The sequence below is a fragment of the uncultured Pseudoteredinibacter sp. genome (genome assembly GCF_947500695.1).
In the GTDB taxonomy this organism is placed as follows: domain Bacteria; phylum Pseudomonadota; class Gammaproteobacteria; order Pseudomonadales; family Cellvibrionaceae; genus Pseudoteredinibacter.
This window is the reverse complement of the sequence record NZ_CANMSS010000001.1, coordinates 285,453-305,826: the sequence shown is the minus strand read 5'-3', so window position 1 is coordinate 305,826 and position 20,374 is coordinate 285,453. Positions and strand designations below refer to the sequence as shown.

At 45.2% G+C, this 20,374-nt stretch carries 16 protein-coding genes and 2 tRNA genes; 8 read left to right on the top strand and 10 right to left on the bottom strand.

What is annotated here, in order from left to right; all coding sequences use genetic code 11:
• Positions 1–35: 35 nt before the first annotated feature.
• The 3 genes from Q1A08_RS01125 to Q1A08_RS01115 form a co-directional block, all read right to left on the bottom strand.
• The gene (locus Q1A08_RS01125) at positions 36–305 is read right to left on the bottom strand and encodes a DUF1315 family protein (protein WP_299768480.1); all 270 of its coding nucleotides are present in this window, start codon (positions 303–305) and stop codon (positions 36–38) included.
• 147 nt (positions 306–452) lie between these two features.
• Positions 453–1,436 carry a metallophosphoesterase gene (locus Q1A08_RS01120; RefSeq protein WP_299768477.1) on the bottom strand — a complete coding sequence of 328 codons (984 nt, stop codon included), beginning with the start codon at positions 1,434–1,436 and terminating at the stop codon, positions 453–455.
• Positions 1,437–1,668: 232 nt separating this feature from the next.
• Positions 1,669–2,538, bottom strand: a complete 870-nt coding sequence (locus Q1A08_RS01115; RefSeq protein ID WP_299768474.1) for an NAD(+) kinase — start codon at positions 2,536–2,538, stop codon at positions 1,669–1,671.
• 287 nt (positions 2,539–2,825) lie between these two features.
• Between Q1A08_RS01115 and Q1A08_RS01110 the strand changes: the two genes are divergently transcribed.
• The gene (locus Q1A08_RS01110) at positions 2,826–3,998 is read left to right on the top strand and encodes a DUF1853 family protein (RefSeq protein WP_299768471.1); all 1,173 of its coding nucleotides are present in this window, start codon (positions 2,826–2,828) and stop codon (positions 3,996–3,998) included.
• On the opposite strand, the gene Q1A08_RS01105 is transcribed toward Q1A08_RS01110, so the two are convergent.
• The 7 genes from Q1A08_RS01105 to Q1A08_RS01075 all read right to left on the bottom strand — a co-directional run bounded on the left by Q1A08_RS01105 (position 3,966) and on the right by Q1A08_RS01075 (position 9,349).
• Complete coding sequence (locus tag Q1A08_RS01105; RefSeq protein WP_299768468.1) at positions 3,966–5,069, bottom strand: pyridoxal-phosphate dependent enzyme; 1,104 nt, start codon at positions 5,067–5,069, stop codon at positions 3,966–3,968. The two genes, Q1A08_RS01110 and Q1A08_RS01105, sit on opposite strands and share 33 nt — an antisense overlap.
• A gap of 78 nt (positions 5,070–5,147) precedes the next feature.
• Complete coding sequence (locus Q1A08_RS01100) at positions 5,148–6,311, bottom strand: hypothetical protein (protein ID WP_299768465.1); 1,164 nt, start codon at positions 6,309–6,311, stop codon at positions 5,148–5,150.
• 255 nt (positions 6,312–6,566) lie between these two features.
• The gene (locus tag Q1A08_RS01095; protein WP_299768462.1) at positions 6,567–7,211 is read right to left on the bottom strand and encodes a hypothetical protein; all 645 of its coding nucleotides are present in this window, start codon (positions 7,209–7,211) and stop codon (positions 6,567–6,569) included.
• Positions 7,204–7,701, bottom strand: coding sequence for an RNA polymerase sigma factor (locus tag Q1A08_RS01090; protein ID WP_299768459.1), 498 nt, complete (start codon positions 7,699–7,701; stop codon positions 7,204–7,206). Before Q1A08_RS01090 ends, Q1A08_RS01095 begins: the two co-directional genes overlap by 8 nt.
• Before the next feature lie 881 nt (positions 7,702–8,582).
• A tRNA-Asp gene (locus Q1A08_RS01085) sits at positions 8,583–8,659 on the bottom strand.
• A gap of 45 nt (positions 8,660–8,704) precedes the next feature.
• Positions 8,705–8,780: transfer RNA gene (locus Q1A08_RS01080), tRNA-Val, on the bottom strand.
• An 83-nt stretch (positions 8,781–8,863) separates the two neighbouring features.
• Positions 8,864–9,349: a flavin reductase family protein gene (locus tag Q1A08_RS01075; RefSeq protein WP_299768456.1), complete on the bottom strand. Its 486-nt coding sequence runs from the start codon at positions 9,347–9,349 to the stop codon at positions 8,864–8,866.
• A gap of 224 nt (positions 9,350–9,573) precedes the next feature.
• Between Q1A08_RS01075 and Q1A08_RS01070 the strand changes: the two genes are divergently transcribed.
• The 7 genes from Q1A08_RS01070 to Q1A08_RS01040 all read left to right on the top strand — a co-directional run bounded on the left by Q1A08_RS01070 (position 9,574) and on the right by Q1A08_RS01040 (position 20,280).
• Positions 9,574–10,683: a histidine kinase gene (locus tag Q1A08_RS01070; protein WP_299768453.1), complete on the top strand. Its 1,110-nt coding sequence runs from the start codon at positions 9,574–9,576 to the stop codon at positions 10,681–10,683.
• A 29-nt stretch (positions 10,684–10,712) separates the two neighbouring features.
• Positions 10,713–11,510 (top strand): LytTR family DNA-binding domain-containing protein, encoded by a 798-nt coding sequence (locus Q1A08_RS01065; protein ID WP_299768450.1) that lies wholly within the window; start codon positions 10,713–10,715, stop codon positions 11,508–11,510.
• A gap of 284 nt (positions 11,511–11,794) precedes the next feature.
• Positions 11,795–14,920, top strand: coding sequence for an efflux RND transporter permease subunit (locus Q1A08_RS01060; RefSeq protein WP_299768447.1), 3,126 nt, complete (start codon positions 11,795–11,797; stop codon positions 14,918–14,920).
• Between the two features lie 49 nt (positions 14,921–14,969).
• Entirely contained in the window at positions 14,970–16,025 is a 1,056-nt protein-coding gene (locus Q1A08_RS01055) for an efflux RND transporter periplasmic adaptor subunit (protein WP_299768444.1), read from the top strand.
• A gap of 324 nt (positions 16,026–16,349) precedes the next feature.
• Positions 16,350–17,231: a PhnD/SsuA/transferrin family substrate-binding protein gene (locus tag Q1A08_RS01050; RefSeq protein ID WP_299768441.1), complete on the top strand. Its 882-nt coding sequence runs from the start codon at positions 16,350–16,352 to the stop codon at positions 17,229–17,231.
• A 3-nt stretch (positions 17,232–17,234) separates the two neighbouring features.
• Positions 17,235–19,370, top strand: coding sequence for a bifunctional diguanylate cyclase/phosphodiesterase (locus Q1A08_RS01045; RefSeq protein ID WP_299768438.1), 2,136 nt, complete (start codon positions 17,235–17,237; stop codon positions 19,368–19,370).
• A complete protein-coding gene (locus tag Q1A08_RS01040) occupies positions 19,360–20,280 on the top strand; it encodes a hypothetical protein (RefSeq protein ID WP_299768435.1) in 921 nt (306 codons plus the stop codon). The genes Q1A08_RS01045 and Q1A08_RS01040 overlap by 11 nt, the downstream gene beginning before the upstream one ends.
• Positions 20,281–20,374 lie beyond the last annotated feature (94 nt).

Here is a 20,374-nt window from a genome sequence, read left to right as displayed (position 1 = left end):
GGTATAAGTTATTTTCGCTGAATCAATGGTGCTGGCTAGTGCTTCCAGTTTAATGGCTGCTCTTCATCGGGTTCGGCAACTTCACCGCTACCGCCACAGTGCTGATGCGGTTTCGGAGGGATATAAGCTGTTCGCTCATCCTCAGCAAGATGCTTATGTTCATAGGCAATGACAGCTTGCAAGCACAATTCCCTTTGCTCTTTACTTAGCACCCTACCATCAGGCCACTTACCTAATTCAATAGCCTTTTTAAGGTTTTGATAAATGGCCGGATCAATACTGTCTAAAAGTTGTTCAAAATTCATAACTGGACCATAAGAAATAATTGCTGCTTTGCATTATACACCGCAGCTAGACCAGCTGCCGAGCTATGTGTCAGGCTGGATAAGCACGGGGGAAGTAACTGCCGACAGAGCGGTATATTGCCTATAAACTAAGCAGAGAGTGTAAAACTAAAGAATACCGTGCTCTTGGGAATCATTGAGGATCTCTTTGGCCACATCTACCCATACAAATTTGTCAGCCTGAATGATTTGCTCACCATCAAAGCGATAAGCAACCAACTTTCCATCCTTTACGGCACTATAATCCAAGCAGGCTACATTAGGCCGCAATGCCCGAGGTTCTCCACTCAGCCAATAATGCCCGATAAAGATGGGGGGCTCCTCATTGCCGTAATTAAGAAGGTTATTCTTCTCATCCGCATCCAGTTCTCGACTGGCAATATCCTCAGGCAAAGGATCTGGCTGAAAAACGACATCCCTGTAGGTTGCCGGTTTTTCCGCCCAAAACTTGGTGCGGAAGAATCGACGTACATAGCCATCTTGGCTTTTTAAACTGCGCCCATCAGGTAAAGGTAAGACAGTACCGCGTGTTAAACGATCAAGAAAGCGGGATATAAAACTACCTCGGGTCATGGCTGATTGCCAAAAGTCCCGGCTACTCAAACCAGCAAAGTCCTGCTTAAACTGAGTGATCATAGTTTGATCCCAACAGGCATGTACCACTCGACATCCCGGTAATTCAAGGAAAATAGGTAGGCTTTCAAACCAACAAATATGGGACTGCCACTCGGCTTCATAGCTCTCAAATTGCTGGCGCGTTTCTTCTATTAAACGATCATTAGTGGTAGCGCCCTTACCTCGCAGACGCTCATAAGCGATGGCATGCAACTCATGATTACCTAAAACCATTACCGCAGCTCCCTGCTCCACCATCGGGCGGATTAGCTGCACACAACGGCGTATAGCCGGGCCACGATCAATGATATCTCCTAGAAAAACCGCTTGCCGACTTGGGTGCTGATAGAAACCCTTTTGGCAGGAATAACCCAGCCTTTCCAATAGGCGCACTAAACTCTGGGCGCAACCATGGATGTCGCCAATAATGTCGAAGCCCTTAATTCCTTGGGCTGTAGAAGTACTGCTGTGCATCATCAGGTGTTCTTCTAGCAGGCTACTCTTGGTGTAGACAATTTAAATACCGAGGGCAATTTAATTTCTCTTTTACGCTGATCAAACAGATTGCTGAAACCTAAGCCGCTATCGCTACTATCAAGCACTCAGCTAAACTGGCTATATAGTTTATCTAGCGGCCAATCCTGCAAGAATTTTACCGGCTTCGGCTATAAATCCAGTGATAACTTAGCAGAGCCACATTAATCTGCCCTTAACTACTCCATCCCAACTTAGAGCGACATGTTTCGTAAAAATTCTGATTAAGCGGGTGCATCAATTTTACTTTTCGCGATTTCTTATGGACCAAAATTTCATCACCAGGCTCAGTAATAACGTGAGTTTGGCCATCACAGGTAACATGGGGCTTAGCGGTATTATTCTTACCAATTACAATTTTCAAATCACTACTGCCATCAACCACAATTGGGCGGCTATTCAGAGCGTGGGCATGCATTGGAACTAAGACAATTGCATCCAGTTTGGGATGCATAAGCGGGCCACCACCACTTAAGGCATAGGCGGTTGAACCCGTCGGTGTAGAGATAATTAGGCCATCAGAGCGCTGGCGATAGACAAAGTGTTCATCAATATAGAGCTCAAATTCGATCATTCGAATAAATTGGCCGGGGTGAATGACAACATCGTTCATGGCATCACCGCCACTTACCCATTGGCCGTTTCTTTGCACCGTCATCTGCAGTAGGAAGCGTTCCTCCATGACATATTTGCCGTCGAGAACTTCACCCACTAAGGTATCGATGTCTTCTGGTGCAATGTCGGTGAGAAAGCCCAGGCGCCCTCGGTTTACCCCTAAGATAGGGATTTTGTACTTCACCAATGCTCGGCTAGCACTCAAAATACTGCCATCACCGCCGACGACAATAGCCAAATCACAGGTTTTACCCAGGGTTTCGTAGTTACAAACTTCCATATTATGACCTGGAAGTAAGGTTGCCGTCTCTTTTTCAAGCACCACATCAAGGTTGCGGGTATTAATAAAACTGATCAGATTCTTGAGCGAAGACTGTACACTTTCACTTCCTAAGCGCCCGATCAAGCCAATACGTTTAAATTCAGCCATAGTGTAATTCTAATTGTAAGCAGACCAATGGTACTGCCTAAACTGACATTTTGGTCGGTTTTGACACCCAACCACCTAAAATCCGTACTTGTGTAGGACTACAGAGCTCACACACTGGGTTTATTATATGATAAGCCGAGGTATAAGGCCCACGCTTAATAAGCGCTCTAACAGAGAATTTACCGATACCAGAAATCGGCGATCTCGCTAATACAAAATCTCTAGGGCAAACACAATAGTAATAGCCTGAACTAGAGACACAAACCAGCTAGAGACACAGAACAATAATGAGTTTAGCCTCAATACCCAATCAAGCTAAGAATCATCCGGCTAAAGATCGCCAAACAATGGCGGTGAGCGATTTCGACCCCAATAAGGTGATGTCAGCAATTCAAGCAGAAGCCAAGGCCTTTGGCGCTCAATCTCAAAACAACAGTATAAATGATCACAAAATCAGCAACACTCAAAGAGATTTAGATTGGCTGCTGAATTCAAGCGATCTGCTCGACCTTAAAAGCTACTTTTCGCAAGACGAGCACGGGCTTCGTATCGATTGCTTTCGGCGCCCAGAAAAACACTATCTGCTTGAGACTCAACATGTATCCGAACAACGACGCTTAGGTCTATATGCCGAGGACCTATTGAGCGCTTACTTTTCTCACCACGAGAGCTCTCAAATTCTCATTTCGAGAAATCTACAAATACAAAACCCAGACTTTAATGAAGGTAGAACCGTCGGCGAATTTGATTTCCTCACTCAAGACAGATACAACAAGCGATACCTGCATACTGAGATGTGCTGTAAGTTTTACCTAGGTTTGGCAATCCCGCAAACTAGTGCCAACGCAGAAAAAGAAAGTGTTGAAAGCAACTGGCAGCATTGGCTGGGACCAAATTGCAACGACCGCCTTGATATTAAAATATCCAGACTGGGCACCCGCCAGCTCACTTTAAGTCAACACCCTGCCGCAAAACAAAGACTAATGGAGCTAGCAATCAGCCCTGTTGACGCGCAGTACCTATTACGAGGAAGACTGTTTTTTCCAGCTTACAAAACCATGGCCGCACCCTTGCACTCAACATCAGATCAATTAAAGGGTTTATGGATTTGTCATAGTGAAGTTGAAAGGCTTTTTGAAGACATTAGCAAGGTCTGGCAAGAATGGTGGTTTACTCAGATTAATAAGCTGGAATTTATGGCGCCACGACCCAGTCATCGTTATCAGCACCCTCTACTATCCAAAGATCGCTTTAAAAACTACATCGACGATTATTTTCAAAATGGCGTACAGGACAAAGACAGCAATCGAACAAGATTGGCACGACCTCTACCTCTGGTTCTAAGTCCCACAACTAGTCAATCTGGCAGCATGGGCTATACCGAATTGCGGCTCTTTGTTGTTCCAGATAGCTGGATTGAGCTTGCCTCAAAACAAGCCGTGACCCCTTCGCCCCTGTAAGCCACCACTGTGAATAAAGAGAATTTTTTCATCAGCATGAAGAAAACTATGACCTGCCTGCGGCAAACTGGCCTGCGTAGCTAAGTTTTTGGATGACCATACTGCGGCCATCGCCTTTGCCGTGTATATAGGATCTAAGGGGATTTGAAAACGACTCTCAAACTCTGACAAAAACAATTTTAATTCAGCCGGGAATTTTCCGTAAGCGCCAAACTGAAAACCATCTAACAGCTGCCAATTCACAGCGTTTGCATAATTTTCCTCAAGAAGCGTATCGCAATGATGGCCATTCAATTTAGCAAGCTGCCGCCTAAGGCCTGTGATCTCCGCTGCCAAAGTTCGTTGCCCGTCTTCAGTGTGCAAATTAATTACCGGAACGATGACAACACGACGAACAGTGGGCGAATCACCAGCCTGTCTTGAACGAGCCGCAGCCAAATCTAAGCCTGCGATAATACCGGCTGCCGTACTGCCAGTTCCCGCTGCTACCACTGTTATTGCTGCCTTTTTTTTCGCTGCCGCCAAACCGATAGCCTGCGCCCCCCAAGCACCGATTAGCTGGCCACCTCCCTCAGGAACACAAATAAATGAACCCAGTTGCTGCTGTAAACTTTCGAGGTAAGTGAGTTCGTGTTTATTGCGGTAATCCTTACGACTCACAAAATGCAAACGAGCACCCATTGACTTCAGATCGCTCAAACAAGGATTTAACTCCCCTTGATGTAGCCCCCTTAAAATACATATCAATGCCTTATCACGACGCTGAGCTTCGGCCGCTAGCGCATAAAGGTGATTGGAGTAATGCCCCCCAAAACTAAGAAGGGGAAGATCCGGGTGCTGTGCGGCCAACTGCCAATACAAGGCTTGTTTAAAGTACTTATTGCCGCTAGCGCGTCGGCAGACCTTATCCAAGCGCCATACTTCTATTGCTACAGGCTCGCTTTTTACACTCGAACTGACATCTAGAACTTGGCAAGATTGGGCCAGCGCGTCTTGAGATAGATTTTCGAGAAGAGCTTCGTGACTCGAAGCTGAAAAATCACTGAGATTTCCAAATTGTATGACGGCCATGCAGTCTCAATATAGTTCCTAAAGCAGCTAAAATTCACCCCTGAACAAGGGAAATCAAATTCTAGCAATTCAAACTAACTAAGCAAGCGATTCCTTAGATTCGCCCTGGCATTGATGACGAATGCAAAAATCACTGCGCCCTGGGACAAACTCCGCCAATTCTCTCACGGCGTTAATAGGCATATTACAAATACTTCCCGCCTCATCAAAACCTTGACACCGAGGCTTATGTCGATGCTTTAACCAGGCACCGTAAACTTCGGCTGAAACCCCGCATAAATTCGCGACATAAACCAAAGGCGCGGCCAAATAATCAACAAGCTCATCGTAGGGAATATGAACAGCACCGATACCTGGGTGATCCACCTGCAACTTTACACCACGTGCCTGTAATTGTTTAAGTTGTGATGACTGATCGGAATGACTGTCATCAAGCCCCTGATCCAACTCAGATTCAAGATCTTTTATTTGCTTAGCCTGCTGCTGGATGTAAAGCTTTGCTTGTCGCAGTTTGGCTTGCCACTTCACCTCCCGTTGCTCGATGGTCTGGCTAACAGTATCGTATATCGACTTTTGAAATCGGTTTTCAAGATGCTTAAGTTGAAGCTTTAAATCACTGTTTTGATCGCGCAATTTCGCAAGTTCGAGCTGCTGTAAATTAATCTGTTGCTCAAATGCCTTACGCTGTTTTTCGAGCACTGGCTCATCTAGGTCGCTTTGCACATGACTGGCTAAACTCGTTAGTACCAACGGGGCCTCACCTTCATCGATATGTAAAGCAGGAATTTCGCTGGTTAAGCTATGCTGCCTATTTAACTCACCTAAACCCAGTCGATTTTCTTTGATGCAACGCTCTAACGCCTCTAACTGCTCTGGGAATGGCTCCCAGAGTTTTTGCTGATGCCAAGCAATACTGCAATTAGAATAACTGGCGATCCGAACGCTAGAACCAAGGGAATGCTCAGTATTTGCCTGAGAGGCGAGCTGCTTTATCGGGGTATTCCAATGTAAATCGGGGCGACCCGAGACATCAAAATTCAAGTGAAAAAACACAGCGGCATCTGCGCTTAAATCAGGGTTTACCAGCAAAAAGGCACACTGGCAGCGCCGGCCACTATAATCAACCAGCGGCACAAAGCCATCAAGCACAGATTCAAATTCTTCGACCAGCATTTGCCGGCTGACTTCTGCGCCTTCAAAAAACACCACCAGCTGATGCTGGTCGGCCCTTATTTCACCCATCGACTTCCCTCCTGAGGCCCCCAACAGTCTCCCATGCAACAGCTCTCCAAGAGCAAAAATTCGATGGAAAATGTTAAGTAGACAACATCCATGTCATGTTGCTTTACTTGTCAGCCAAGTCTAAACCTAGGGCTAGTCAATTTCTAGGGCAAAATAATGACGAGTCGCAATATTTACGTCGTTTTGCCAACTTAAACGTCACCACCACAAAACGATAGCGAAACCAACAATCAAACTACTCTTAGTCTGTAGGTCTCAAATACTATGGGTTTTTGCAAAAAGTATCCCTTTATCCACCCATATTTCGACAGCAACCCCCTTGTGATAACGAACTATTGACGTCTCTCCTTCTAAGAGCTTTGGCAAATTACCAAATATCGACTCTCGATAGTCAACTTGATATAAGGTTTCATATTCTCCTTGAATACCCTTAGCGCTTCGAATCTGAGCAGCCGGAATACTTAACAGAGAACAATAGCGGCCACCGCCATAAATAAAATTGTCCAGTAGCGCCGAATTTTGCAATTTAAAATCTAACTGCACGAAACTCTGATTTAGCTTGCGAAAATCACTCTCAACGAAATCCAAAGGTCTTTGCTTTAGATGGTTGTATACCACCTCGGCGGCAATAGCATCAGCCTTCGGCCAAGGCTCTTCAGGGCGCCACTGAAACAGATAAAGGGATATAATCGCCAATACAAAACAGCAGGCTAAAGCCCAGCTCGGAAGCATACGTTTAGAGAATGGCATGGCGTGAGAAAGCTCTGTTATAGGCTCTACTTCGACCATTTCGTTTTGATGATTTAGTTTCTGAAGCGAACTCAATCGCTCCAATTGCTTTTCACTTAGTTTGGCCGACTGGTAATGATCTTGTAATTCAGATTTCAAAGACTTAGACATAGTAACTCCCGCCATTTCGAAGAGCATCTTTTACAAAGGCTGTCGACAGCAAACGATTACGTAAGCGATAAATTTTCGAAAGCAACGTGCCTTTTGGCATATTCAATAGGTCGGCAACTTCGCTCGTGCTATAGCCCTCCACTGCCCAGAGATATAAGATTTCACGCTCTTGTGAATTCAGCTGGTTTAATAATTGAGCAATAAAGCTTTGGTCAATGGATAAGGATTCCAGGGCTCTTATGTCGTAGTCTTGAGGCAGTCCTTCATCATCGTAAACCTCGTGCTGATAACGGGTGTCGCGACGCTTAATGTCAATAAAAGCGTTTCTTATACTGCGCATCAAATAGGGAATAGGATCTTCTAGTTCAGGCTTTGGCGGCTCCAAGAATCTACCAATGGCACCATGGACCAAATCGTATGCGAGATCAGCATCTGCACTGAGAGACAATGCATAACGATACAACCGGTTTAGGTCTTGCTCCTCTATCATCCTGCAGGGTCTCTAAAATGAATGGCTGTGTTTGAATGAAGTTTAAATACCGCAAACCCTAATGCTATCTTGGCACAGAGATACTAGCTGTGAAATCAGGCTAAGCTGCAATAATCATTTAACCGTATCATTAGTAAACGATACAAAAATACATTTGATTGCACTGAATTGAATAGAACTATATGAAGCGATCGATTGAAATTAGAGATTAGGCTGGGCGCTGAGGGATAGCTTAGCCCTAACGAGCTTGTTGTCGCCAGGGCAGATGGGGCAGAATTAGAGGGACAAACTAAAACTCACAAAAGTCATCGACTTCATCGTCCTCATATTCGTCACCGAGCAAAAGCTCCAATAACTCTTCTAGATAATCTTGCATTTTCGTCACCAAATAAATGTTTTACCCATACAGATTAGATGGCGGATATGGCAAGCAAGTTAAATTTTTATTGCAGTTTGGTTACTGAGTGAGGAGTTTTTTTGTTCTAAATTAGAGGGACAAGAGCTGTTGAATCAAACAACTTAAAAAATGGATAGGCGAAAGGCTTCGCTAAATCATGACAATACTACCGAGATGGTGCCTGTTCTAGGGGTCAGGACCCTTGGGTTCTGACCCCATTTGTCGCCCATCCGGTCTTCTTGCTTTCTTTCAGGCACAAAAAAAGGCTGCTATTGCTTGCAGCCTTTTTGGAATAGTGGCGGACCGGACGGGACTGATCATTTGCTCCTGCAAATGCCCCTTCGGGTTGCTCCTTACGTCGCAATCCAAAATCGCTCCAAGCGATTCTGTCGAGCCCGATACGCGGGGTCTCGCCCATCCGGTCCCCATGCTTTCGTTCAGGCACAAAAAAAGGCTGCAATTGCTTGCAGCCTTTTTGGAATAGTGGCGGACCGGACGGGACTCGAACCCGCGACCCCCGGCGTGACAGGCCGGTATTCTAACCAACTGAACTACCGGTCCGCGATATCTTCTTTAGAGCCAAGCTTAAGTTCACGCGCTTAAACTTGGTGGGTGGTACAGGGATCGAACCTGTGACCCTCGCCTTGTAAGGGCGATGCTCTCCCAGCTGAGCTAACCACCCCCTTCAGAAGAGCTGCGCATTCTACCGAATCGCTTTTCTAAGTCAAGGATTTTTATAGAATTTCTTACAATAGTAGACTGGGCTTATAAATAACCGCCATCACCGTAGATTAAGGGGGAAAATTGCTCATTATCCAGGCAAACCGATTCGATTTGGCCGATCACGATATCATGCGTGCCATAAGAATGAACTTGATCCACCTTACAGCTAAAGCTCACTTGGGAGCCTTTCAGCAACGGAACCTGATCGGCATTCTCCTGCCACTGGCCAACAGCAAAGCGCCCTTCCCCTTGCTCACCGCCCGCACAGGCATTGGAAATATCTTGCTGGTCGGCACTTAGAATATTGACCGCAAATTGCACCCCGGGCTTTAAAGATGCCGCCATGGTGGTTGCTTTATTGACGCACACTAACAGTGAGGCCGGGCTATCTGAAACCGAGGTTACTGAAGAGGCTGTCATCGCTTGGCGACCATTTTCCTGGTCACGACAGGTCACTACCGCTACACCAGAGGCCAGGCGGCGCATTCCCGCTTTCATTGCTGCGCCCAGATCCTGTTCACAATTCATACACTTGATGCCTTATATGAGATCACTCATTAACTTTGTTGTAGTACTTGTTATTTACTCTAAGCGATAGCTTATCAAGCCCCATTGAAAAAACCCATTACTTTACAGGTAAAATTAATTAAGCCTTGCGGCGCCTAGAGCCACCTGCCTATTTTAGCGCCCAATTGAGCAAAAGCCACGATAAAGAAAAGCCTGCCCTTGTTACAGGCCGTTATAATAAGACCATGAAACTTACAAAACTCTTACAAGACAAGCGCTACTTATTTTGGGCCCTACAATTTGCTGGCTGGACAGCATGGGGGGTCTCTTTCTATTTGGGCGTATTGTTCTGGGGCAAGCTGCCCAACGATTATTTAATCTACTTACCCGTGGTCAGTACTATTGGCATGGTACTCACACTGCCACTGCGTGCACTCTACCGCTATATGTGGGAAATGAGCGCAATCCGCCGCCTGGTAGCAGTCGTGTTTGCATCCTATCTTGCCGGCTGCGTTTGGATGGCCTCTCGTAGTTGGGTGTTCTACAACATGTTCCCAGAGCGTCGTAAGCCTAAATACGAGGACTATGATGGCATCGAAAAGCTTATGGCTTACTTTGACGGTGCCACCACCGCCAGCTGGGTGATTCTGGTATGGAGTGGTCTCTACTTCGGCATCAAATACTATATGTTGCTGCAAGAGGAGCGCCAGCGTGGTTTAAAGGCCTTATCTATGGCCCACGAAGCCCAACTAAAAATGTTGCGCTACCAGCTTAACCCGCATTTTCTGTTTAACACGCTCAATGCCATCTCCACTTTGATCTTGGATAAAGATACTCAGCTGGCCAACACCATGGTTACCCGCTTGAGCCGATTTTTACGCTACTCCTTAGATAATGACCCCATGCAAAAGGTCACCGTTGATGAGGAAGTTGAAGCACTACGCTTGTATCTGGATATTGAAAAAGTTCGCTTTGACGAGCGGCTCAAGCTGAAATTTGATATTGATAGCGATGCCAAAACAGCTTTGATGCCAAGCTTGCTACTACAGCCATTGGTGGAAAACGCGATTAAATATGCCATTGCGCAAGCGGTGAATGGCGGCACCATCGCCATCGAAGCCAAAACCTTTGGCAATGACTTATTGCTCGCCGTGATTGACGATGGCCCAGGTATAGACAGCTTACACAACCCCCAGAGCCGCAGTAGCAGTGGCGTCGGCTTAGGTAATTGCCGTGAACGCCTACAAGAGCTTTATGGCAGTGAACAATCTTTCAGATTGAGCCATACTGATCCGCACGGATTAACCATTAATATTAGAATTCCATTGGAACGTGCCGATAAAGCAAAGGCCTAAGCACCATGCAGATTCAAAAGGAAGAAAATATGAGCAAACTCAGCGCCATTATTGTCGATGACGAGCAGCTGGCTCGCCGCGGGCTACAACTGCGCCTTGAGGAACTGTCTGACATTGAGGTTAAGGCACAATGCAGCAATGGCGACGAGGCCATTTCTGCGATCTCGGCCTTACAACCCGATGTAGTGTTCCTAGATATTCAAATGCCAGGCATGAGTGGTTTTGATGTAGTCTCACGCTTACAGGGCGATAATTTACCGCTGATCATCTTTGTAACTGCTTTTGATCAATATGCCATCGATGCTTTTAAAGTGCATGCTGTCGACTATGTCCTTAAACCCATTGACGATGAGCGTCTTAAAGAAGCGATAGAGCGCGCACAAAAACACATTGAGCAACAGCAAAATGCTGACAGCAAAGAAAAACTCATGAAGCTGCTCATGGAATACACTGGCAGCAATGATGTGGATGCTCTTATCGAAAGTAATGGTAATACCTACCCAGACACTATCAATATTAAAGACGGTAGTGAGATTCAGAGGGTTAAAACCTCTGATATCGAATGGATCGACGCTGCCGGCGACTATATGTGTGTCCACGCCGGCGGCAATACCCATATCATGCGCAAAACCATGAAGGATTTGCAAACCCTGCTAAACCCAGATGTTTTCCTGCGCATTCACCGCTCCACAATTGTAAATGCACGCTGTATTAAAAGTGCCCAGACACTGAATAATGGCGAATATATGCTGAGCCTAGTAAATGATAGTCAGCTAAAAGTTAGCCGCAGCTATCGAGATAAGATCAAACAGCTGTTTGGCAACTAAGTAAAAAAGAATACCCCACAATGTAAATCACTTCTGGCGCCTATGGCGCCAATTTTTTGTCTCATCTACAGCAAAACGTACATCTTATTACGCGTAACGCCAGCACTCATTAAGAAAATAATTCTAACGTTTGGCACACTCATTTCGTCTCAGCTAAAACACCTTAAAAAATAGATTTTTTCCAGTTAACGCAAGGCCCAACCGGACTGGCTATATCACCTTAATTCTAGCGACTCGTATTGCTAAAGTTAGACTATCGCAAGAGTAAAAATTCGGAGAAGCTCGTGAAGCTGACATCCAGTGCATTGAAAAACCCTGCGGCCGTACTCGTCATTTTGGCCATGATTTTATTATTTGGTCTTTACAGTCTAAGTAAGCTGCCGGTGCAATTATTTCCAGACATTCAAAACCCAGCCATTACTGTGCAAACCAGTTGGCGCGCAGCTTCGCCTAGAGAAGTAGAATCGGAAATCGTTGAACCTATTGAATCGGTGTTACGCGGTTTACCCGGCATGAAAAGCATGCAGGCATTCGCCAACAAAGGTAACGCCTTTATTGAAATGGAGTTTGGTTTAGAAACCGACATGCAGCGCAGTTTAATGGAAGTAATCGCGCGTATGAACCGTTTAGACCCACTGCCTAGAGACGCCTCCCAACCCGTAGTAACCTTAGGTCGCGGACGTGGTGGCGACACACCCGCGCTAACCTATTTCTTTTTACAGCAACTTCCCGGCACCAAAGGCAATATTCACGATTATCAATCTTTCGCTGAAGATGTGATCCGCCCTGCAATTGAAGCTGTACCCGGTGTGGCTCGCGTAACCGCACAGGATTCATCGGCAAGCCCAGAAGAATTGGTGATTTCCTTTGATCCATATCGCGCTGCCGAGCTTGGTATTCCATTAAGCACCGCAGCAGCAAGACTTGGGCGTGCCAATGATGTTAGCGGTGGTTTTGTCGATGTTGGCCGCCGCCAATATACCTTACGCTTTACCGGGCGCTATGAACCTTGGGAGCTGAAAGAACTGGTTTTGGAATGGCGTGATGGGCGCCCTATTAAGCTCGGTGATATTGCCGACATTAAAGTGACTCGTGAAGAAACACTGCTGCACAATACCCAAAATGGTAACCCCGCTATTTCGATTCGAATCGATAAGGAAAATAGCGCCAATGCTCTACAAACACTTGTGACCGTAAAAGAAACCGTTGAAAAGCTAAACCAAGAGAGATTGCAAAGCAAAGGACTGGTAATGGTTCAGTCTTTTGATGCAAGTGTTTTTATTTACCGTGCCATTACCTTAGTGACCGGCAATATTGTATTGGGCATTATGTTGGCGGTTGGCATTCTGTGGTGGTTTTTACGTCGCTTACGAGCCACTTTGATAGTCGCTATCGCTATTCCCACTTCTTTGCTGGCGACCTTTATCATGCTAAAGCTTACCGGCCGTAGCTTAAACATTATTTCCTTAGCTGGATTGGCATTCGCTGTAGGTATGGTGTTAGACGCCGCCATTGTTGTGCTTGAAAACATAGTGCGCCTGCGGGAAAAAGGCTTGAGCGATGACCAAGCGTCTCTACAAGGTGCCGGCCAGGTCTGGGGCGCACTGCTAGCATCGACCGCCACTACAGTTGCTATCTTCTTACCTGTGATGTTTATGAAGGAAGTTGAAGGTCAACTCTTTTCCGACCTAGCAATCACCATTGCCATTGCGGTTGTTATGTCTCTATTTATTGCGGTCAGTATCTTACCCTTGGCTGCAAAATACTGGCTGAAAGATTTAAGCTTAAACGACCACAATCTTGGGCTGTGGGAGAAAATAAGCAATACAGTCATGAGGCTTACAAGCTCTACCAAGAAAAGAGTTATTGTCGCAGCGACTTTAATCTGTGTGCCCGTTACCGCCAGTTATATCTTGCTTCCAGAAATGGATTATCTGCCACCGGTTAAGCGTGATGCAGTAGATGCCTTTTTCCGACTTCCCCCTGGCATTAACAAAGATACCGTCGCTAAAGAGTATATTCAGGTGCTCGATGAGCGCATGAAGCCTTTTATGGAAGGAACGCGCGAGCCTGCATTGAAGAACTATTACATTCTGACCTTCGGCAGCTTTGGTGGCACCATGGGTGCGCGAGTCAAAGATCAATCCCAAGTCAAAGTGCTAGAAAAAATCATGCGCGAAGAGATATTCGTAGACCTTCCTGATCTTCGCGCTTATCCGGCCCAAGGAAATCTATTTGGCGGATTTGGCGGTGATCGCAGCGTCGCCATTCATCTGCAATCGAAAGATCGTGCTGCATTGGCTAAAGCCGCGGCGATTGGCCAAAACAAACTGCGTGAAGTGCTTAAGATACAAGATGTGCGCGTTAACCCAAGCTTAGAGCAAACCGAGCCGGAATTACGCCTACACCCCAATGATCGAAAAATCGCCGAAACTGGTTGGCGTCGTAGCGATATCGCGCAGATTGTTCGCTCTATGGGCAATGGGCTCTATGTGGGTGAACATTTTAATGGTGAAAAACGCTTAGATATTATTCTTCGCGCCCAGCCATGGACCTCACCTGAAGCTTTAGCAACTACACCATTGGCAACTCCAACTGGCAATATCGTGCCACTCGGTGAACTGGTTACAGTCGATAGAACGGTTGGCCCTCAGCAATTACGCCGTATTGATCGACGTCGTACTATAAGCATCAATATTCGCCCACCAGAAGATATGTCTCTCGAACATATTATGGAAGTTATCAAAGCCGACGTGGAGCCTTTACTGCGCCAAGAACTACCAGAAGATGCAAGCATTCTTTACGGTGGTAGCGCCAATGCTTTGGAGCGTGCCGTAAATTCAATGGCCAGTAATTTTGCCATTGCACTACTGGTACTGTTCTTATTAATGGCAGCACTATTCAAATCAGCTAAAGATAGCTTCTTAGTAGTTTTAGCCATGCCTTTAGCAATGGCTGGAGGTATCTTTGCCCTGCAAATACTCAATCTGTTTACCTTCCAACCTCTAGATCTTTTAACCATGATCGGCTTTGTGATCTTGCTAGGACTGGTCGTAAATAATGCAATTTTATTGGTACACCAAACTCGCAGTGCCGAACGAGAAGGCATGAGCAGAGACGAGGCGGTACGCTCTGCTTTGATGACCCGCCTACGCCCGATATTTATGAGCACCGCCACCAGTGTATTCGGCATGCTGCCGCTACTATTAATGCCGGGCGCTAGCAGCGTTATTTATCGTGGCCTTGCTGCCGTTATTGTTGGCGGCATGTGCATCAGCACCTTATTTACGCTTGTCTTGTTGCCTTGCTTCTTACGAATGGGACGCATGCAGGAATCTATACAGCCAGATAAAAACGATACGCTAGACATAGAGACTGAAATAGCAACAGAGCCCGGCGCTCAGTTGTGAACCATTGAAACTCACCATATCAAATTATGCTGCACAAGAGAGACTTGTGATGAAACAACTTAAAACATACCTTTATTCAGGCTTAGCGTTTAGCGCTGTATTTTTTAGCGCTGCAAGCCAGGCCCAAGCTCCGGCGACCGCAGTAGAAACTGCCCAAGTTAGCCTTAGCCAAAACGATAATTTGGCACGCCTGCCAGGTACGGTAATTAGCCTACGAGATGCCCTGCTCTCCGCAGAGATTAGTGGCCGTTTGGAATGGCTGGCGGAAGTGGGAGACACCGTGGAGAAAGGCGATACGATTGCTAAAATCGATGATCACCTACTTACTCTTCAACTGCGTAATGATCAGGCACAAATCAAACGGATTAAGGCGGATCTTAGCTACCAGCGCCGCCAACAGGAACGCCTTAGTAAGCTTTTGCAAAATAATAGCGTGGCTAAAAACGAGCTGGACCAGGTCGAGTCTCGCATAGGCATTTTGCAGCAAGATCTTGCCATCGCCGAAATCAATTCCGAACGAGCCCAATATCAATTGGATCGCAGCAAGGTGGTAGCACCATTTAGCGGTGTCATCGCCAATCGTGAAATGAACTTAGGGGAACTCACCCAAATCGGCAGCCCGCTGCTACGCTTAGTCGATACTGAGCAGTTAGAAATTAGCGTTAACGCCCCATTACGGGTCGCTCGATTCAATCAACCAGGAACCATGGTGGCCGTATATCGCGACCAACAAGAAATCAGCACCGAAATTCGTGGAGCCGTGCCAGTTGGCGACGAGCGATCCCGTATGATGGAGTTACGCCTCAAGTTACAAGGCAGCGAGTGGTTAATTGGTGAAGCGGTTACAGTGGAATTAGCTCAAGCAGCAAGCCGCCAACAGCTCAGTGTGCCCCGCGACGCGCTTGTACTTCGAAAACAAGCTGTTTATGTATTTCGTGTCAACGGTGAGGACAAAGCAGAAAGGATTGAAGTAGAACCTGGTGCAGGGCAAGGCAATCAAATCAGCGTTACTGGCGCCTTAAGCGCTGGTGATAAAGTCATCGTGCGAGGCGCCGAAAATTTAAAAGACGGCCAAGCCTTGAAAATTATTACTGCCGCACTATAAAGCTCTCGATAGCGATAAATTGTCGCCAACCAAGCTGAGCAATCAACTTAAGCCCGGGCATAGACAATGCCCAGGCTTGTTTCGCACAATCACTATTCATTTGATTTGACCATCGGTCTAAAAATTAGCAGTAATGAACCCGCAACTGCGCAGGATCAAAAAAGCAGCTAGTTTTTTACAGCGCTAACATATAGTGTACGCTAATATACAGCATAGAAATATGGATCAGCGACAGCTCCGCTGCCGCTTCTGTAGACATAGCACATGGAACTCCCTGGAAACGCCTTACAGGCGGTGCAAATAAAAATTTGCTCTAGGTTTGACATGCTACTACGACTGATTATCATTTTAATTGTATTTTTTTCAGGCTTGCCTATAAAGGCAGAAGAGCTTCGAATCAGCCAACTCTCCGACCGCCCCAAAAAAGACTTTACCGAATTACGCCCCATGGTGCGTTATGCCGCTCAACACATTAAATCCCCTACAATAGATTCTTTTAAGGTAAGACTGTTTAAAAAATTTGAAACGCTTTGCTCCGCCATCAAAACCGGCAAAACAGACTGGATCACTGAAACCGCTTATGTTGCTGCTAGATTACAACAAGAATGCGGCGCAATCCCTATTGCTGTTAAGTGGAAAAAACAGCAAAAACAGTATCGCTCTCTAATTTTTAGCAAAACCACAACAGATATAGATTCTCTGTACAAACTGCCGGGTAAAGTACTCGCTGTAGAATCTGAAAATTCTTTCTCTTCTTTCTACATCCCTCTGAAGGCCATACAAAATAAAGGGCTACATATAAAACGATTACACTCCCCAAGAAATCGCCCCAATGACGACGAGGTGGGCTATTTTTTTAGCAGAAACGAGAAAAACAATGTAAAAATGGTTTTAAAAGGTATTGTCGATGCCGGCGCTATTAATGATGGAGATTGGAATAACTTAAGCATTATTAGCAAACATGAAAAGCAACAACTGAGAATTATATACCGTTCAAAGCCCTACCCAAGGAGCTTTGAGTTGGTATCCCCAATGCTCTCTCAAAGTAAACGAGAAGCTTTGAAAGCCCTGCTATTCAACAAGCATGGTGAAATTCCCGAAGATATTTTGCGTCGATATGAGAACAGCTCTGGATTTGGCCCAATCACTACCGAACACAATGATCTACTCCTAAACATTGCTCATTCGAGAGAAGACTGGAAATAGATTGTGAAAAGTTCAATTAGCAAACGACTATTTGTTATTTTTTTAGGGTTGCACTTTATTACCATTTTTATCTTTTGGTCATCTAGTCAAATACTCCTTGAAAAACTCAATAAAGATCTACTCAATGCAGGCGAGCAGCATCTAAAGATTACTATCGACAAAGAGATTTTAAATAGCCAGCTACTTATTGCCAATACAATAAGCAAACAGTTAAATGATCCGATATACAATTACGATTTTAGCAAGATCAAAAACATCATTGATGACATCAATGACAATACGCCACTGCAGTATATCTATGTATACGATAAAGAAGGCAACATCATCCACGACGGATCCGAGGATATAGATAACTTCGGACTATCAATCAGCGAGATGGAAAACGGTATACTTAGCCCGGCCGGGGACTTTAGCCTTATAGCGGAGTCTAGCCTTATTCATGTATCTGCACCCGTTAAAACATCTAACCATATTATTGGTGGATTCAGCTACGCGACAACGCACAACAAGCGAGCCTCTCAGCTTGAAGAGTTCAACCAAAAAATTAAGGCAGATTCTAAGCTGGCGACACAAAAAACGGTACTCTGGTTCACCTTTTTAAGCCTATTGCTTTTCGTTACTACACTGCCGTTAATAAGTAATCTCTCTAAACGATTCACCTACCCTATTCGATATCTGTCAAAAGTTGCCAATAGCCTGATTAAAGGTGAATCATCTGGGAAATTTACGCTTGATCAACCTGATGAAATCGGAGATTTGTCCCACTCACTTCAAGCAATGACCCAGCAACTTAAAGAATCGAATGAGCAACTTTCAGAAATTGCCTTTACCGATGAACTAACCGGCTTGATGACTAGGCGAAAATTCAAGCAAGAAGTCGAATCTCGGCTATCTACTGCCTCACTTGAGGAAAACTTCGCTATTCTTATGATCATTGATGTAGATAGATTTAAGATCATCAATGATAGTTTGGGGCACCATGAGGGAGACAAAGCCTTACAATTGATTGGCGAATCCATTCGTGAGCTCGATATAGGCCTAGACAATATCCTTTCCGCAAGAATAGGTGGTGACGAATTCGCCCTATTTTATAGCCTTAGTAAAGACCGGCTACAGGATCTAAGCCTGCATCAATTTGGCGAAGCATCTTTGGCTTCAATAGTAGTCGCGACCAACGCTAAAAGAAAAAATCAACCACAAATAACGTTGAGCGCAGGCGCCTCAATTGCCCCAATCCATACATCAGAGTACTCAGAATTACTAAAGTTTGCTGACCTTTCCCTGTATTCCTCAAAACGTAATGGCAGAGATCAATTTACCCTCTTTAATGAAGACATCGCCCACAAGTATCGATTCCGGCAGGATATTATTGATGGTTTTATGGATGCCTTAACTTCGGGGCAGCTAAGCTTACGATACCAAGCAATTTTTTCGGATGATTCTACCGCTCCAATTGCCTATGAATGCCTTAGCCGTTGGTTACACCCTATCCACGGGAATATCTCACCTGAGGTATTTGTGCCCTTATTAGAAAAGTCTGGAAAAATTCATCATTTAAGCCTCTGGGTACTGGATCAAGTCTTAAAGCATGCAAAGGAAATTCAGAGCTATAATCACAATAACGAGCTGTTATTTTCAATTAATCTGAGCGCTGCAGATATTATGCATCGTGAATACTCCAATCAAATTAGCGAACGGCTCATCAAAGCTAGGCAAACTGGTATTAGGCTTTGTCTCGAAATTACAGAAACCGGCATGATGACCAACCTCGATATAGGCAGAGAGCAGCTAACTCAGTGGAGAGCGGAAGGTGCAGAGATTTGGATCGACGATTTCGGCACAGGTTATTCTTCCCTAAGCTATTTGCACAATTTGCCAATAAACATCGTTAAGCTCGATAAGAGTTTTGTCAAAAACCTAGACAGCGAACATAATGACGCCATAATTGAGGCCGTATGTGCAATAACAGATGCCCTGTCGCTTACCATTTTAGCCGAAGGTATTGAAAGCAGCACGCAGGCCCAGCGGTGCAAGGACTATGGTATCAAGCTACAACAAGGGTTTTATTATTCAAAGCCCTTAAGCATTAAACAAATTAGAATTAACCAAGCAAGCGAAAATATCCACTATGCACAGTAAGTTTTTGAGCATCAGTAGCTTCTTTTTATTTACACATTGCGATACTGCTTTTGCCTTTGATATAGAAGTTAAGCAGGCCATTAAGAGCAAAAATTACAGCAGCGCTCTAAAAGCCGACTTTCGTAAAAACGGGACAATTAAAGAACTTGACTACCGTAAGCGTGATGAGATTAGAAGTGAAAGCTTATTGCTAATAAAAGGTCTAACTGAATTTGAAGGTCTAAGCTATATATTGCGCCTAGGCTATGAATACAGGAAGGAGCGTGATGAACGCCGAGAGTTTAACTCTAATTTCGAATTTAAAAACAGCAAAACCAGGGATGAATATCGCAGCGACCGCTTTATAGGCTTAGGCTTTCGACAAGATATTCGTGAATTAGATTGGGCGGATCGTGTTCTAATACAGGGCTATTATGATCATTACTATAAGCGAAGCTACTCCGCACAGCCCATAGGCGATAAAGCAAAAGATTATAGCGGCGACAGCAGAGCCTATGAGCTGGAACTTGAAATAGGGGCCGAATTTTCCACCTTTCGACCTGATTTATATTTAACCCCCAAATTAGAGTACCGAAAACGTCATGAAAAGGCTTGGCTAGAAGAGATTGAGCAGGAATACGAAGCGGCCTCACAGGATGAACGTTATCGTGCCTCAATATGGCTCAATTGGATCACTCCTATAGACGGCCTAGAAGTATACGGCGGTCCTAGTTACCGTTGGGAAAATGACGCTGAGCTCAATAAAAATGGCTGGCAATGGGAAGACAAAAAAGGCCAGCAATGGGATATAAAGTGTGAGTATGAAGCGGCCAGTTCGGGGCTAGAGTTCGAGCTAAAATATAGCAGTTATTATTCTGGTCACAATAAAGGGCAGCAGCGCTTTAAACTCGAAGTTAGCTATGAATTCTAAGGTTTATCGCTTTATTCGGTAAATTTCGCCAACATCTAATGCCGCTAGAAGAGATCTTTCAGTTCATGCATAACATGACAAATGTCAGCCTAGT